The 14,261-nt window shown below is 63.8% G+C and carries 14 protein-coding genes; 6 read left to right on the forward strand and 8 right to left on the reverse strand.

What is annotated here, in order from left to right; genetic code table 11:
- The first annotated feature begins 61 nt into the window (after positions 1 to 61).
- From metG to QZY01_RS06190, 4 genes are read left to right on the forward strand one after another with little or no spacing between them, the layout of a single operon-like run.
- Positions 62 to 1,630, forward strand: a complete 1,569-nt coding sequence (gene metG / locus QZY01_RS06175) for a methionine--tRNA ligase (protein ID WP_294534677.1) — start codon at positions 62 to 64, stop codon at positions 1,628 to 1,630.
- Entirely contained in the window at positions 1,627 to 2,415 is a 789-nt protein-coding gene (locus QZY01_RS06180) for a TatD family hydrolase (RefSeq protein ID WP_294534680.1), read from the forward strand. The genes metG and QZY01_RS06180 overlap by 4 nt, the downstream gene beginning before the upstream one ends.
- Positions 2,412 to 3,203: an MBL fold metallo-hydrolase gene (locus QZY01_RS06185; RefSeq protein WP_294534682.1), complete on the forward strand. Its 792-nt coding sequence runs from the start codon at positions 2,412 to 2,414 to the stop codon at positions 3,201 to 3,203. The genes QZY01_RS06180 and QZY01_RS06185 overlap by 4 nt, the downstream gene beginning before the upstream one ends.
- 14 nt (positions 3,204 to 3,217) lie before the next feature.
- Complete coding sequence (locus QZY01_RS06190; RefSeq protein ID WP_294534684.1) at positions 3,218 to 4,072, forward strand: phytoene/squalene synthase family protein; 855 nt, start codon at positions 3,218 to 3,220, stop codon at positions 4,070 to 4,072.
- Here QZY01_RS06190 and QZY01_RS06195 read toward each other — a convergent pair.
- Together QZY01_RS06195 and trmFO are read right to left on the reverse strand one after the other, a co-directional pair.
- Positions 4,069 to 4,302: a hypothetical protein gene (locus QZY01_RS06195; RefSeq protein ID WP_294534687.1), complete on the reverse strand. Its 234-nt coding sequence runs from the start codon at positions 4,300 to 4,302 to the stop codon at positions 4,069 to 4,071. The genes QZY01_RS06190 and QZY01_RS06195 overlap by 4 nt on opposite strands.
- Positions 4,303 to 4,391: 89 nt before the next feature.
- Complete coding sequence (gene trmFO / locus QZY01_RS06200; protein ID WP_294534690.1) at positions 4,392 to 5,804, reverse strand: methylenetetrahydrofolate--tRNA-(uracil(54)-C(5))-methyltransferase (FADH(2)-oxidizing) TrmFO; 1,413 nt, start codon at positions 5,802 to 5,804, stop codon at positions 4,392 to 4,394.
- A gap of 103 nt (positions 5,805 to 5,907) precedes the next feature.
- On the opposite strand from trmFO, the gene QZY01_RS06205 reads away from it, so the two are divergent.
- Both QZY01_RS06205 and der read left to right on the forward strand, forming a co-directional pair.
- Positions 5,908 to 6,588, forward strand: coding sequence for a tetratricopeptide repeat protein (locus tag QZY01_RS06205; RefSeq protein WP_294534692.1), 681 nt, complete (start codon positions 5,908 to 5,910; stop codon positions 6,586 to 6,588).
- A 7-nt stretch (positions 6,589 to 6,595) separates the two neighbouring features.
- Entirely contained in the window at positions 6,596 to 8,011 is a 1,416-nt protein-coding gene (gene der, locus QZY01_RS06210; RefSeq protein ID WP_294534694.1) for a ribosome biogenesis GTPase Der, read from the forward strand.
- On the opposite strand, the gene QZY01_RS06215 is transcribed toward der, so the two are convergent.
- The 6 genes from QZY01_RS06215 to modA form a co-directional block, all read right to left on the reverse strand.
- Entirely contained in the window at positions 7,959 to 8,456 is a 498-nt protein-coding gene (locus QZY01_RS06215; RefSeq protein ID WP_294534697.1) for a hypothetical protein, read from the reverse strand. The genes der and QZY01_RS06215 overlap by 53 nt on opposite strands.
- Before the next feature lies 1 nt (position 8,457).
- On the reverse strand, positions 8,458 to 10,242 hold the full coding sequence (locus tag QZY01_RS06220; RefSeq protein WP_294534700.1) for a SulP family inorganic anion transporter: 1,785 nt from the start codon (positions 10,240 to 10,242) through the stop codon (positions 8,458 to 8,460).
- A 39-nt stretch (positions 10,243 to 10,281) separates the two neighbouring features.
- Complete coding sequence (locus QZY01_RS06225) at positions 10,282 to 11,316, reverse strand: sulfate ABC transporter substrate-binding protein (RefSeq protein WP_294534703.1); 1,035 nt, start codon at positions 11,314 to 11,316, stop codon at positions 10,282 to 10,284.
- A gap of 238 nt (positions 11,317 to 11,554) precedes the next feature.
- Positions 11,555 to 12,670, reverse strand: a complete 1,116-nt coding sequence (modC, locus tag QZY01_RS06230; RefSeq protein WP_294534706.1) for a molybdenum ABC transporter ATP-binding protein — start codon at positions 12,668 to 12,670, stop codon at positions 11,555 to 11,557.
- Positions 12,667 to 13,350 carry a molybdate ABC transporter permease subunit gene (gene modB / locus QZY01_RS06235; protein WP_294534709.1) on the reverse strand — a complete coding sequence of 228 codons (684 nt, stop codon included), beginning with the start codon at positions 13,348 to 13,350 and terminating at the stop codon, positions 12,667 to 12,669. Before modB ends, modC begins: the two co-directional genes overlap by 4 nt.
- A 26-nt stretch (positions 13,351 to 13,376) precedes the next feature.
- On the reverse strand, positions 13,377 to 14,156 hold the full coding sequence (modA, locus tag QZY01_RS06240) for a molybdate ABC transporter substrate-binding protein (protein WP_294534711.1): 780 nt from the start codon (positions 14,154 to 14,156) through the stop codon (positions 13,377 to 13,379).
- Between the last annotated feature and the right edge of the window lie 105 nt (positions 14,157 to 14,261).

The following is a 14,261-nucleotide window of genomic DNA, read 5'->3' on the forward strand; positions in this document are numbered from 1 at the left end:
TGGAGCGCGCTTTCTCTAGTTTGCGCGGACGCTTCCGGAAAAATTCGAGACCGCCGCTTTCATGCCTGAAAAGCTCCCCTATTACATTACCACCGCCATCCCCTACGCCAATGGCGCGCCGCATATTGGACATGCCTATGAACGCATCGCCACGGACGCTTTAGCTCGGTTCAATCGGCTTGACGGGCGCGACGTTTTGTTCGTCACGGGAATGGACGAGCATGGGCTCAAGATGCAGCAGGCGGCGGCGCGTGAAAATCTGACGCCGCAGGCGCTTGCCGATCGCACGGCGGCGCAATTTCTTGCCATGGGCGAAAAGCTCAACGCCGTCGCGGACGATATCGTGCGCACTACCCAAGGACGCCACAAATTGGCGACGCAGGAAATCTGGCGACGCATGGCGGCCAATGGCGATATTTATCTCTCCAAATACTCCGGCTGGTATTCGGTGCGCGATGAGGCCTATTACGACGAGGCCGAACTCACTTCCGGTCCCGACGGGGCCAGGATCGCGCCGAGCGGAACGCCGGTCGAGTGGGTCGAGGAGGAGAGTTATTTCTTCAGGCTTTCGGCCTATCGGGACCGCCTGCTCGCCCATTACGAGGCCAATCCCGATTTTGTCACGCCGGAAAAATACCGCAACGAGATCGTCGCCTTCGTCAAGCGCGGACTCAACGATCTGTCGGTCAGCCGCACCACTTTCAATTGGGGCATAGAGGTCCCGGACGATCCGCGCCATGTCATGTATGTCTGGGTTGACGCCCTGACCAATTACCTGACCGGGACCGGCTTTCCCGTTCCTGGAGCAAGATCGCGATTCTGGCCCGCCGACGCCCATGTGATCGGCAAGGACATTACCCGCTTCCACGCCATCTACTGGCCGGCTTTCCTGTTGTCGGCGGGCGTCTCTCTGCCGAAACACGTCGTCGTCCACGGCTTCCTGTTCAGTCGCGGCGAGAAAATGTCGAAATCGGTCGGCAATGTCGTCGATCCCTTCGCGCTCGCCGATCGTTATGGCGTCGATGCCCTGCGCTATTTCTTCCTGCGCGAGGTGCCATTCGGGCAGGATGGCAATTATTCGCACGAGGCCATCGTTGCGCGCATCAACGCCGATCTCGCCAATGACCTTGGCAATCTGGCGCAGCGGTCGTTGTCGATGATCGCCAGGAATTGCGGCGGCGTTATCCCCGAACAGGGCGACGTTTTAGACGCCGACGTCGCCCTGCTAACCAAGGCCTATGACGCCGTGCAGGCGGTGCGCGCGGAAATGAACCGCTATATGCCCCACGGCGCGCTTGGCGAAATCTGGTCGGTGGTCGCCGAGGCCAACCGCTATTTCGCCGGACAGGAGCCCTGGAAACTGGGCAAGAACGATCCGGCGCGCCGCGACAGCGTCCTGTTTGCAACCGTCGAGACCTTGCGGGTCGTCGGCATCCTTTGCCAACCCTTCATCCCTGAGGCGGCGAGCAAATTGCTTGACCTGCTGTCCGTGCGCGCCGACGAGCGCGATTTCGCCTATGCGACGCCGGAACATCGGCTTTTTGCCGGCGTCGGCCTGCCGGCCCCCTCAGCGATCTTCCCGCGCTATGTCGAACCGGATGAGCCTTTGGGCAAGGAGATGGCGCCATGAGGCTCATCGATACCCATTGCCATCTCGATTTTCCCGAACTCGCCGCCGACCGCGCCGGCGTGCTGGCTCGCGCCGGTTCGGTGGGTGTGGAGCGGATGATCACCATTTGCACCGAGGTCGAAAAATTCCCGGGCGTCGCCGCCATCGCCGAGAGCGCTCCGGAAATTTTCTGCTCGGTCGGCGCCCATCCCAATCACGCCCATAAGGAGCGGGAGTTTTCCGCCGATGAACTGGCGGAACTGGCGCGGCATCCCAAATGCGTCGCCATTGGCGAGACGGGTCTCGACTATCATTACGACCGGGCGCCGCGCGATCTCGCGCGCCGGGTTTTTCGCACACACATCGCCGCCGCGCGAAAAACCGGGCTGCCTCTGGTCATCCATAGCCGCGACGCCGACGCCGACATGGCGGAGATACTGACCGAGGAAATGGCCAGGGGCGAATTCAAGGCGCTGCTGCACTGCTTTACCTCCAGCCGCGAACTGGCGGCGGCGGCGCTGGCGCTCGGGTGTTACATTTCGTTTTCCGGCGTCGTCACCTTCAAGAATTCGCAAAACCTGCGCGATATTGCCGAAATCGTGCCGCTGGAGCGGTTGCTGGTCGAGACCGATGCGCCTTTCCTCGCGCCGGCGCCGCATCGCGGCAAGACCAACGAGCCTGCCTTTGTCGCCGAGACCGCGAAGCTGCTGGCCAGGGTCAAGGGAATCGAACTCGACGCCTTCGCCGAGGAAACATCTGTCAATGCTTTGCGCCTGTTCGATAAAATGGCTTCGTACAAAGCATGAGCATCGAGATCGTCATTCTCGGCTGTGGATCGTCGGGCGGGGTTCCGCGCGTCGCCCAGGGCTGGGGTCAATGCGACCCGGCCAATCCGCGCAACCGTCGCCGCCGCTGCGCCATCATGGTCGAGCAGGGCGGACTTGAACCGACCCGGCTGCTGGTAGACGCGGGCGCCGATTTACGCGAGCAGTTGATCGCCCAGGACATCCACAGGCTCGACGCGCTGCTGTTGACCCATGCCCATGCCGATCATTGCCATGGGATCGACGACTTGCGGCCGCTGACCATGGTGATGCATCGCCTGATCGACTGCTATCTCGACGGTCCGACCTGGGAAAAGATTGGCGCACGTTTCAATTATTGTTTCGAGACCCCGCCGGGCAGCAATTATCCTCCGCTTTATGTTCCGCATCGGCTGACGCCCGGCGTTCCCTTCGCGCCATCGGGGCCCGGCGGCGAATTGAAAACCCTGCCCTTCCGTCTCAACCACGGCGACATCGACGCGCTGGGCTTCCGCTTCGGCGACTGCGCCTATACGCCGGATGTCAAATATGTGCCGGACGAGAGTTTAGCCTTTCTCGAAAACCTCGACCTGTGGATTGTCGACGCCTTGCGCTACCGCTCGCATCCGAGCCATTTGTCGCTCGGGGAAACGCTGGAACTGATCGCGCATTTCCGCCCGAAGCGCGCCGTCCTGACCAATCTTCATACCGATCTCGACTACGAGACCTTGCGCCGCACGCTGCCGGAAGGCGTCGAACCGGCCTATGACGGCATGAGGCTGAGGGTCTGACGGAAGGATTTTTCTTGGATCGGCTCGCCGAACATTACGCTCATTGCGACGCGGCCTTGCGCGAAAACGACCGCGACCGCTGGCTGGCCTGCCTGTTCGCGCCCGATGCGGCGCGGCCGCAGCTGTTCGCGCTCTATGCGTTCAACGCCGAAGTCTCGCGGATTCGCGGCCATGTTTCGCAGCCGATCCTTGGCGAAATGCGGCTGCAATGGTGGCTCGACGCGCTGAACGAGGGGCCGGGCGGCGAAGCCCGGGGCGATCCGCGCGCCCACCCGGTTGCGGACGCGCTGCTGGCTACGATCGCAGCGAAAAACCTGCCGCGCCAACCTCTTTGCGATCTGTTGGAGGCGCGGCGTTTCGATCTTTACGACGACCCGGCGCCGGACCTGCACTTTCTCGAAGCCTATTGCGGCGAAACCTGTTCGTCGCTGTTTCTGTTGGCCGGCTTGATCCTCGGCGGGACGGGGGGAAGGGACAGCGCCGAGGCCGCCGGACGCGCCGGTTGCGCCTATGCGTTCACCGGGCTGCTAAGGGCTTTTCCGTGGCATGTCGCAAACCGGCAATGTTATGTCCCGCGCGATGTGCTGGCGCGCCATGGGCTTGAGCCGCAAAACCTGTTCGGTCGCGAGGACAGCCCGGCCTTGAGGGCGGCTCTGGCGGAAATGCGGGCTTTGGCCCGCGACCATCTGGCGTCGGCGCGCAAAGTCGTCGCTTACCTGCCCGAGGCAGAGCGCCTCGCTTACCGTGCGCTCAGCCTGCCTGAGCTTTATCTATGCGAGATGGAGCGCAAGGATTACGAACCCTTCAAGACGCTGGTCGAGGTCGCGCAATGGCGCCGCCAATGGGCCTTGTGGCGGGGAAAAATCTAGAAACCGTAGAATTTTTCGCGCAGGGCGTCTTCATAGGCCTTCTTGGCCGCCTTGACCTTGTTGCGGATGTCGTCCTCGTCAAACGCCGCCTGTTCCCATTTGTCGACTTCGGCGACATCGTGGGGAGTCGAGGCGAGGTCTTCCTCCTGTCTGATCGCGGCGATCCATTGCTCCACCGCCGCTTTGTATTCGCCCTGCAAACGGTCGAGTTCGCTGGTGTTCTGGTCCATGGCGGGCCTCCAATGGTGAAAGCTTATGGCGCCCGCGTGAACCTGCGAAGACAAAGGATCAGCGCGGAGGATAGCCTCACGATGCGCGGTTACAGCGCTGTCGCCATCAACCACGCAGCCATGTCGCCCTCCGCGCGCTCCGACAGGGCCCGCTTTTTCGCCAGCGCCTTTTCCGGCCCGCGCAGGCGCTTGCCGTCCGGCGATTTGGGCGAAAATTCCATCGGCGGGAACAGGCCGAAATTGACGTTCATCGGCTGGAACGAGCGCGGTCCGGCGTCGATGCTTTCGATATGGCCGCCGGTGATGTGGTTGAGCAGGGCGCCGATGGCGGTGGTCTGGGGCGGCGGGACCGTGCCAAGCCCGAGCCGATCGAAGGCCGCCATGCGCCCGGCGATCAGACCGACGGCGGCGCTTTCGACATAGCCTTCGCAGCCGGTGATCTGGCCGGCGAAGCGCAGCCGGTTTTGCGCCCGCAGCCGCAGCGAGGCGTCGAGCACTTTGGGCGAGTTGAGAAACGTATTGCGGTGCAATCCGCCGAGCCGGGCGAATTCGGCGCGCTCCAGTCCCGGAATCATTCGAAAAACTTCCGCCTGCGCGCCATAGAGCAGCTTGGTCTGGAACCCGACCATATTGTAGAGCGTACCCAGCGCGTTATCCTGCCGCAATTGCACGATGGCGCAGGGTTTTACCATCGGGTCGTGCGGATTGGTCAGGCCGACCGGCTTCATCGGCCCATGGCGCAGGGTCTCGCGGCCGCGCTCGGCCATGACTTCGATCGGCAGGCAGCCGTCGAAATAGGGCGTCTTCTCGAAATCCTTGAATTGCGTCTTCGGGCCGGCAATCAGGGCGTCGATGAAGGCGTCATAGGTTGCGCGGTCGAGCGGGCAGTTGATGTAATCGGCGCCCGTGCCGCCCGGTCCCGCCTTGTCGTAGCGCGACTGGAGCCAGGCCTTGTCCATGTCGATGGACTCGGCGTGCACAATCGGTGCGATGGCGTCGAAAAAGGCCAGTTCCGCCTCGCCGGTCAGCGCGCCTATCGCCTGCGCCAGAGCCGGCGAGGTCAAGGGCCCGCTGGCGACGATGACATTGTCCCAGTCTTCAGGCGGCAGGCCCGCAACCTCTTCGCGACGAATTTCGATCAGCGGTTCGGCTTCGAGCGCCGCCGTCACGCTTTGCGCGAAACCGTCGCGGTCGACCGCCAGAGCGCCGCCCGCCGGTACTTGATGGGCGTCGGCGCAGCGCAGGATCAGCGATTCCATCGCCCGCATTTCTCGATGCAGCACGCCGACCGCATTGCCCAAAGCGTCGTCGGAGCGGAAGGAATTGGAACAGACCAGTTCCGCGAGAAAATCCGTGCGATGCGCCTCGGTGGCGCGTCCGGGGCGCATTTCGTGGAGCACGACGGGCACGCCGGCGCGGGCGATCTGCCAGGCGGCTTCGGAACCGGCGAGGCCGCCGCCGATCACATGGACGGGGCGGGGAGGGAAGGTTTTCTGATTCATCGCGCTACCTAAGGCGCCGACGCCGCAAAAAGCCAGCGCAAAGCTCGCATTCGGCCCCGCGTCGTGCTAACCCGCAGTTCCAAATTTCGCTCAAGGGAAGCGCATGTCCGATATTTTCCGCGAAGTCGATGAAGACGTCCAACGCGACCGGCTGGCCGAGTTCTGGGAAAAATATTCCATCGCCGTCTACGGTCTGGCCGTGGCCGTTGTCGTCGGAACGGCGATCTTCGCCTATCTGCGCCATCAGAAACAGACAGAGGCGGAAGCCGCCGGGGCGCTTTACGAGGCCGCCGAGACGCTGGCCAGCCAGAAGAAGCCGGAGGCCGCCGCGCGCGCGTTTGACGAGTTGGCGCGTACCGCGCCGCAGGGCTATCGCATCCTGTCGCGGCTGCGCGCCGCCGGGGAGACGGGCCTCACCGACCGCGCGGCGGGCGTCAAGGCGTTCGACCTCATCGCCGCCGAGCCGGGGCTCGATCCCCTGCTCGTCGATCTGGCGCGGCTTCGCGCGGGGCTGCTGCGTGTGGACGAGGCCGACAAGACCGAGCTGGAGCAGCGTTTCACCGCCTTGCTCAACGGCCCGTTCCGCCATTCCGCGCGCGAATTTCTCGGGCTGGCGGCATTGAAACGCGGCGATTACGAGAGCGCGGGCAAATATTTCGACCAGCTTGTGGTTGACCCGAACGCCCCGGCCAATCTGCGCCAGCGCGTGCAGGCCCTTTTGTCGGTGGTGCGCGGCGGCGGCAAATTCGCCGCTCCGGCCGCCGCCGAGCCGGCCCAGAAATAAGGACCAAATGACTTTCACAGTCGCCATTATCGGGCGCCCCAATGTCGGCAAATCCACTTTGTTCAACCGGCTGGTCGGCAAGAAGCTGGCCTTGGTCGATGACCAGCCGGGGGTGACGCGCGACCGGCGCTCCGGCGAGGCGAGGCTCGGCGACCTCAGCTTCACCGTCATCGACACGGCGGGGCTGGAGGAGAGCGCCGCGGATTCCCTCACCGGCCGGATGCGCGCCCAGACCGAAAGCGCCATCGGGGAGGCCGACGCGATCTTTTTCCTGATGGACGCGCGCGTCGGGGTGACGCCGGAAGACCGCCATTTCGCGGCGCTGGTCAGGCGCGCGGGAAAACCCTTGATGCTGATCGCCAACAAGGCGGAGGGCCGGGCCGGGGAATCGGGCGCCTATGACGCGTTTTCGCTCGGCCTCGGCGATCCCATCGCGCTTTCCGCCGAACATGGCGACGGGTTCGCCGAGCTTTACGCCTCGCTGCTCGAAGCCCTGCCCGAAGCCACGGCGCTGACCGGCGAGGACGAGGAAAGGGCCGAAAGGCTGGTGCTCGCCGACGACGAGGACGGCAGCGAACTCGATCTGACCAAGCCGTTGCGCATCGCCATCGTCGGGCGGCCCAACGCCGGCAAATCGACCCTGATCAACCGGCTGCTCGGCGAGGAGAGGCTGCTGGTGGGGCCAGAGGCCGGCATCACCCGCGATTCCATCGGCGTCGATTTCGTCTGGCGCAAGGGCGACGTCGAGCGCGGGATGAAGATTTTCGACACGGCGGGCATGCGCCGGCGCGCCAATGTGCAGGAAAAGCTCGAAAAGCTCGCGGTCGCCGACGCCCTGCGCGCCGTGCGTTTCGCCGAAGTGGTGGTGGTTCTGCTCGACGCGACGATTCCGTTCGAGAAACAGGACCTGACCATCACCGATCTTGCGGCGCGCGAGGGCCGGGCGCTGGTGATCGGCGTCAATAAATGGGACCTGATCGCGGACAAGGGCCCAAAGCTGATCGAATTGCGCGAGGAGGCGGCGCGGCTGTTGCCGCAGGTGCGCGGCGTGCCGGTGGTTCCGGTTTCCGGCGCGACGGGGCAGGGGCTCGACGAGCTGATGGCGGCGGTGCTTCGCGTCCATGAAGTCTGGAACCGCCGCATTTCCACGGCGAAACTCAACCGCTGGCTGGAGGCGGTGCTCGACCACCAGCCGCCGCCCGCCGTCGCGGGGCGGCGCATCAAGATCCGCTACATGACCCAGCCCAAGGCGCGACCGCCGCATTTCGTGCTGTTCGGCAACCAGCTCGACGAACTGGCGGAAAGCTACCAGCGCTTTCTCGCCAATGGCCTGCGCGAGACCTTTGCGCTGCATGGCACGCCGATCCGCATCACCATGAAACAGGGCGAAAACCCCTATGCGGGCCGCAAGCGGAAGCGGTAGGCTTCGCGAATTCGGGCAATTTCAAAAAGTGAAAGTGAAAATGGCGGGGAAAGCCGGGTTTTTCCGGGACGAGTTTGTTCTTGTTTTGTTTCACGTGAAACGAAACCGGCGCGCGGGTCCGCAGCGTGGCGACTTTCTCCCTGAAATGAATTGATTTTTCGACGCGCGCCCTCTGCGTTTGCGAGAGCGCAAACGCGCCGCCGATAAACACAACGTCGCGGTTGTGGTCGTCAAAAACCTCAAGAACCAAACGAAAAGGAGCGGCAATCGCAGCGGTTTTGCGCATTTTAACCATAAAATTGCGCATTTTTTCACCTATTTTGTACATGAAGCGGGGGTCGCATTTCAATGCAACCCCAACGCGAGTTCCAGCAAGCACCGCGCGAATCAGCGCAGCCAGTGTCTTTTGCGATTCGACCAGATCGCTGAAGACTCTTGGCGGCAATTCAGATCATATAATAGCTCGGCGTCTGGCTCTCACGCGGCTGCTCGCCGGCTATGCTGCCATAGGCGGCGCGAATGGCGTTGAGCGTCGCCGAATAATCCGTCTCCTCTTCCGGGAAAATGAACTCCTCGCCGAGCCTTTGCGCCACGCCCATGCGCTCCAGGGCCGTATGAAGTTCCGGCCTGACGCCCGCGAGGAAGATGACGAGGCCCGCCTTTTTCGCTTCGTCCAGAAAGCGGTCCAGCACTTCGAGCGCGACGGCGTCGGGATTGCGCACGCGCTTCAACCGCAACACGAGCGCCCTGACGCCGTCCTTCGAAGCCTCGTTCTTCGCCTTTTCGAGGAAGGCGTGAAGTTCGGGCGCCGAGCCGAAGAACAGGTCGCCTTCGAAATCATAGATCCGCACATCGGTCGGATCGGCGTCCGAAGCGATGCGGGCGCGCACCACTTTTTCCGGCGAGACCACCAGTTCCTGGGTCTTCAGACGCGAGGCGTGCAGCAGATACCAGACGATCGAGGCGGTCGAGCCGATCAGAATCGCATATTCCACACCGATGAAAACCGCCGAAAGCGCCGTGCCGATCAGCAGAAACGTGTCGGCGATCGAAGCGGTCGCGGTATAGCGGATGCGCGGAATGTCGATCAGGCGCGAGGAGGCGACGATCAGCAGGCCGGCAAGCACGGATTTCGGTATATAGGCGGCGTAAGGGCCGAGCAGCAGGACGGTGACGCCGACCGCGAGCGCCGTGACGATGCTGGAGAAGCGCGATACGGCGCCGACCTGATAATTGATCGCGGTGCGCGACAGCGAGCCGGCGCCGGGCATGCAGCGGAAGAAGCCGCCGACCAGATTGCCGATGCCCTCGGCAAGGCATTGGCGGTTGTAATCGAGTTGCTGGCGGGATTTATGCGCGACCGCCTTGGCGATGGCGAGCGCCTCCAAAAGGCCGAGAATGCCGATGGACATGGCGGAGGTGGACAGGGGAGCGAGCCATTCCGGATTGACCTGCGGCACATGTGGCGTCGGCAGCGCCGCCGGCACCGCCTCGATCAGCGGGATCGCCGGCTTGATCCCCGGCGCGGCGTCCGACCAGCCGAGCCAATAGGCGAGCGCGGACAGGCCGATCACCGCCACCAGCATTTCCACCTGCGGCAGCTTGAAGGCGCGCAGCAGGCGGCGGCCGAAAATGGCGATGGCGACGGCCGCGAGGGTGATCGTGACCGCCTTGTAATTATAGGGCCCGGGCTGTGTCAGCGTCAGATAGAGCCGCTCCAGCACCGGCTGGTGGCCGGTGCCCTGCGCCTTGACGCCCAGCGCATTGGCGATCTGGCCAAGCACGGTGAGGAAACCCGCGCCGGCGATGAATCCGGTGACGACCGATTCCGAGATGTAGCGCGTGACGTCGCCCAGTCTGGTCGCGCCGATGACGATCTGCACCACGCCGATCATCGCCGTCAGCAGGAACATGGCCTCATAGGCGTCGAGCCTGGCGTCGGGGTCGATGAAGGCGAGGGCGCTGAAAGTGACGAGCGAGACGGCGCCGGTCGGGCCGTTCACCAGATGGCGCGACGAGCCGAACAGCCCGGCGACGGCGGTGAAGACGATCGCCGTATAAAGGCCGAAACGCGGATCGACGCCGGCAACCAGCGCATAGGCCATGCTCTGCGGCAGGGAGATCGCCGCGACGGTCACCCCGGCGATGAGGTCCTTGCGCAGATTGTCGCCTGAAAGCCGGGGCAGCCAGGAGGTTGCGAAAGTGGTCGATTTCAGGACGCCGTCGGTCATGTGGAATATCCTCGAAATTGCATTGGCGGCGGAAGGCGCTCAATCCACGGCGCGGGGCTTGGCGGTATAGATCGCATCGACCACGCCGTTTTCGGCGAAGAATTTCTGGTTTGCGTCCGACCAGTCCCTGGCGATGAGGGTGATCGGGAAAAGGTTCAGCCGCGGCAGGCGCTCGACATATTTCTCGGCTATGGCCGCATTGAATGGCCGGTAGCCCTCGCGGGCGATGATGTTCTGCGCCTCGTCGGTGAACAGATATTCGAGATAGGCCTTCGACAGTTTTTCGCTGTGGTTTTTCGCCACATTGGCGTCGACCCAGGCGACGACGGGCTCGGCCAATATGCTCAATGGCGGATAGACGATCTCGACGGCGCCCTTGGTCTCGGCGACTTCGCGCAGGGCTTCGTTCTCCCAGGCGACGCTGACGTCGCCTTTCTTCTCGACCGAGAAGGCGACGCCCGCCACGCGGGCGGCAGGAACAAGAAACGGCGCATGATCGAGCAGGGCCTTGATGAAATCGCGCGCTTCCGCCTCGCTTCCGCCGCGCGAAATCACCGAACCCCAGGCGGCGAGAAGGGTCAGCTTGCCGTTGCCCGAGGTCTTGGGATCGGGCGTGATGACCTCGATATTGCCGCGCACGAGGTCCGGCCAATCCCGGATGTTGAGCGGATTGCCCTTGCGCACGACGAAGACTACGGTCGAATAATAGGGCCGCGCATTGTTGGGCAGACGCGATTTCCAGTCGGCGGCGACGATTCCGCGCTTCGCCAGGCCTTCGACATCGGAAGGCAGGCCCAGCGTCACCACGTCGGCATTGAGAGCGCCGGTCGCAACCTGGCGGGCCTGGTAGGACGAGCCGCCATGCGACTGGCGGATCGCGACCTGCTCGCCGGTCTGCTTTTCGTAACGCGCGGCGAAGGCCGGGTTGATCTTCTGATAGAGCTCGCGCGTCGGATCGTAGGAGACGTTGAGCAGGTGATGCGGCGTGTAGCCGTTGACGTTCTTCACCGCGATCAGTCCGATCGCGAAAATGGCGGCGGCGATCCCGCCAACGCTCAACCAGGGTATGCGCATCTCTTGTTTCCTTTTTTTCGCGCTTTCCGGGCGGCGCCGTCGGGTCTGCTGCGCACAGGCGCGTTCAGGGCCAGCCCCAGGTTGCTTATCCGTGAAATCAGTGCTATTTGTCTATAAAGATACTCAACGTATTGGTCGGTGTCACCACACGGTCACAATGAATCGGTCGGCGCCAGAGGTCTTCGCAATGGCGCGTGGCCAGTTCGCCGGAGGCGGAAGGCTCGATCATCGCGGGTTCTTAACTCGCGAAATCGCCACGCCCCGGGCGTAGCGCCACGCCTTTGACCCGGGCGAAGACGGCGAGCCCTTCGCTTAAGGCCAGATCGTCCCAGGATTTTCGCGTCACGCGCGACAGCAGGCGTCCGCCCTGTCCCTCGGCGCCGAGCGCCAGCACCACCAGCATTTCATTGCCGTCGATGATTTTCGCCGAAACGATGCGCGCCGGTTCGGAATTGAGCATGGAGCTGGGGCCGAGGTTTTCGCGGGCCAGACTGACGTCGGCGGCAAGGATGCGGACGCGGCGGCGTTCGCCGGGCGGCGCCGGTTCGGCGGGGGCGATGAAGCGGCCGCCGTTGACGGCGACCGTGACCAGACCATAGGCGGAATCATGGGCTTCGATCACGCCGTCGAGAATCACCGCCGCCTCGCGCGCCATCGCCAGCGGCAGCGATGGATCGCTCTGCAATTTTGCCAGCGGGCCGGAGGCGAGGACATGGCCTTGCTCGATCAGCACGACCTGGTCCGCCAGCCGTTCGACCTCGGTCAGGTCATGGGTGATGTAGAAGATCGGCAGCGAGAAATGGTCGCGCAGCTTTTCGACGAAGGGCAAAATCTCGCTCTTGGTCTTGCGGTCGAGCGCCGACAGCGGCTCGTCCATCAGCAGCACTTTCGGCTGCGTCAGCAGGGCGCGGCCGATGCCGACGCGCTGGCGTTCGCCGCCCGACAGGTTTTTTGGCGAACGGTCGAGCAAGGGCCGGATTCCGAGCAGGTCGATCACCTCGTCGAAATCGATCTCGGCGCGGTCTTTGGGTTTTTCGCGCGGCGCGCCGAACAGCAGGTTGCTGCGCACGGAGAGATGCGGAAACAGGCTGGCTTCCTGAAAGACATAGCCCAGCGGGCGGCGGAAGGTCGGGACGAAACGGCCCTTGTGGTCCTGCCAGATATCGCCGTCGATGTCGCAAAATCCGTCCTCGATGCGCAGCAGTCCGGCGATGCAGCGCAGAATCGTGGTCTTGCCGCAGCCGGAAGGGCCAAACAGCGCGGTCACGCCGGCGGCGGGGGCTTCAAAGGCGGCGTCGAGGGTGAAATCGCCGAGCACGGAGCGAAATTCCGCGCGGATTCCATGCGCCGTCACAGGCCGGACCCCTCGAACCGCTTCTGGATCAGGATCATCGACAGGATCACGCAGAAGGCGAAAACCACCATGCCGCCGGCCAGAATATTGGCCTCGCGCCATTGCATGGATTCGACATAATCGAAAATGGCGGTGGACATGACGCGGGTGCGGCCGGGGATATTGCCGCCGATCATCAGCACCACGCCGAAATTGCCGACCGTGTGGGAAAAGCCGAGCACTGCGCCGGACAAAAGGCCGGGACTGGCGAGCGGCAGCGCGACCCGCCAGAACGCCTGCCAGGGCGAAGCGCGAAGGGTCGCGGCGGCTTCGAGCGGCCGGTCGCCGATGGCCGCGAAGGCGTTGCGGATCGGCTGCACCACCGTCGGCAAGGCGGAAATGACCGAGCCGATCACGAGGCCGGTAAAGGTGAAGGCCAAAGTGCGGGCGCCCCAGAGATTGGCGAGCGCACCGCCGGGGCCGTCAGGCCCGAGCAAAATCAGAATGTAGAAGCCGAGCACCGTCGCCGGCAGCACCATGGGCAGCGAGACGATGGTCGCCACCACTTCCTTCCATTTCGCCCTGGAGCGCGCCAGCCACCAGGCCAGCGGCGTCGCCACGACGAGCAGGCACAAAGTGGCGACGCTCGCCAGTTCCAGCGTCAGCCGGACGGGGGACCAGAGCGGTTGCAGTTGGTCCAATCGCCATTACTCCCGTCCGGCCCGGATCATCGCGCCGGGGCGGGTTCGCGCGCCGCGTAAATATCCAGTCCATAGCCGTAGCGTTCGATGACGCCGCGCGCTTCCGGCCCCTTGAGGAAGGCGAGGAAGGCTTTGGAGGCTTCGTTGTCGGCGCCTTTCTTGAGCAAGACCGCGTCCTGACGGATCGACGCGTGCAGCTTTTCCGGAACCAGCCAGCGCGCGCCCTCGCTATTGCCGTAAAGCTGCGCCAGAGCGACGAAACCGATTTCGGCGTTTTTGGTGTCGACGAACTGGAAGGCCTGGGCGATGCTGCTTCCTTGCACGAGTTTGGGCTGCAAGGCGTCGTAAAGGCCCAGCGCCTTCAAGGTTTCGATCGCCGCCGCGCCATAGGGGGCGGAAGCGGGGTTGGCGATCGAGATCTTGCTGAAATTGCCGGCCTCGAGCGCGGCCTGGCCATCGGTCACGTCCAAAACCCGGCTCCACAGCACCAGCTTGCCGATGGCGTAGGTGAAGCGGCTCTCGGGAACGGCGAAGCCATTTTCGACCGCCAGCCTCGGCCGCTCCTCGTCGGCCGAGAGCAACACCTCGAAGGGCGCGCCTTGCGTGATCTGGGCATAGAAGCCGCCGGAGGGGCCGAAGATCAGGATGGCTTCGTGCCCGGTCTTGTTCTGGAACAGCGCGGCGATTTCCTTGGCCGGCTCGGTGAAATTGGCGGCGACGGCGACATGGGTCTGGGCGGCCATGGCGGAAGGCGCGAGGGCGGCGGCAAACAGCCCGCAGGCGACGGCGAAAATGCTCGGCTTCATGGTTTTCCTCACTTGCGGATCTGGAGCGCCCAACGCTCCCTGTCGCCATGTAATTGCGTTACTGGACGCTATATTAGACGGAAGGATCGGGTCTGCAATCGCAAA

Source organism: uncultured Rhodoblastus sp., from assembly GCF_903903185.1.
GTDB lineage: Bacteria > Pseudomonadota > Alphaproteobacteria > Rhizobiales > Beijerinckiaceae > Rhodoblastus.

Coding starts and splice junctions, on each gene's coding strand:
- metG (WP_294534677.1), top strand. CDS start 62: ATGCCTGAAAAGCTCCCCTATTACATTACCACCGCCATCCCCTACGCC.
- QZY01_RS06180 (WP_294534680.1), top strand. CDS start 1,627: ATGAGGCTCATCGATACCCATTGCCATCTCGATTTTCCCGAACTCGCC.
- QZY01_RS06225 (WP_294534703.1), bottom strand. CDS start 11,316: ATGCGCATACCCTGGTTGAGCGTTGGCGGGATCGCCGCCGCCATTTTC.
- modA (WP_294534711.1), bottom strand. CDS start 14,156: ATGAAGCCGAGCATTTTCGCCGTCGCCTGCGGGCTGTTTGCCGCCGCC.
- QZY01_RS06220 (WP_294534700.1), bottom strand. CDS start 10,242: ATGACCGACGGCGTCCTGAAATCGACCACTTTCGCAACCTCCTGGCTG.
- QZY01_RS06195 (WP_294534687.1), bottom strand. CDS start 4,302: ATGGACCAGAACACCAGCGAACTCGACCGTTTGCAGGGCGAATACAAA.
- QZY01_RS06185 (WP_294534682.1), top strand. CDS start 2,412: ATGAGCATCGAGATCGTCATTCTCGGCTGTGGATCGTCGGGCGGGGTT.
- trmFO (WP_294534690.1), bottom strand. CDS start 5,804: ATGAATCAGAAAACCTTCCCTCCCCGCCCCGTCCATGTGATCGGCGGC.
- QZY01_RS06205 (WP_294534692.1), top strand. CDS start 5,908: ATGTCCGATATTTTCCGCGAAGTCGATGAAGACGTCCAACGCGACCGG.
- der (WP_294534694.1), top strand. CDS start 6,596: ATGACTTTCACAGTCGCCATTATCGGGCGCCCCAATGTCGGCAAATCC.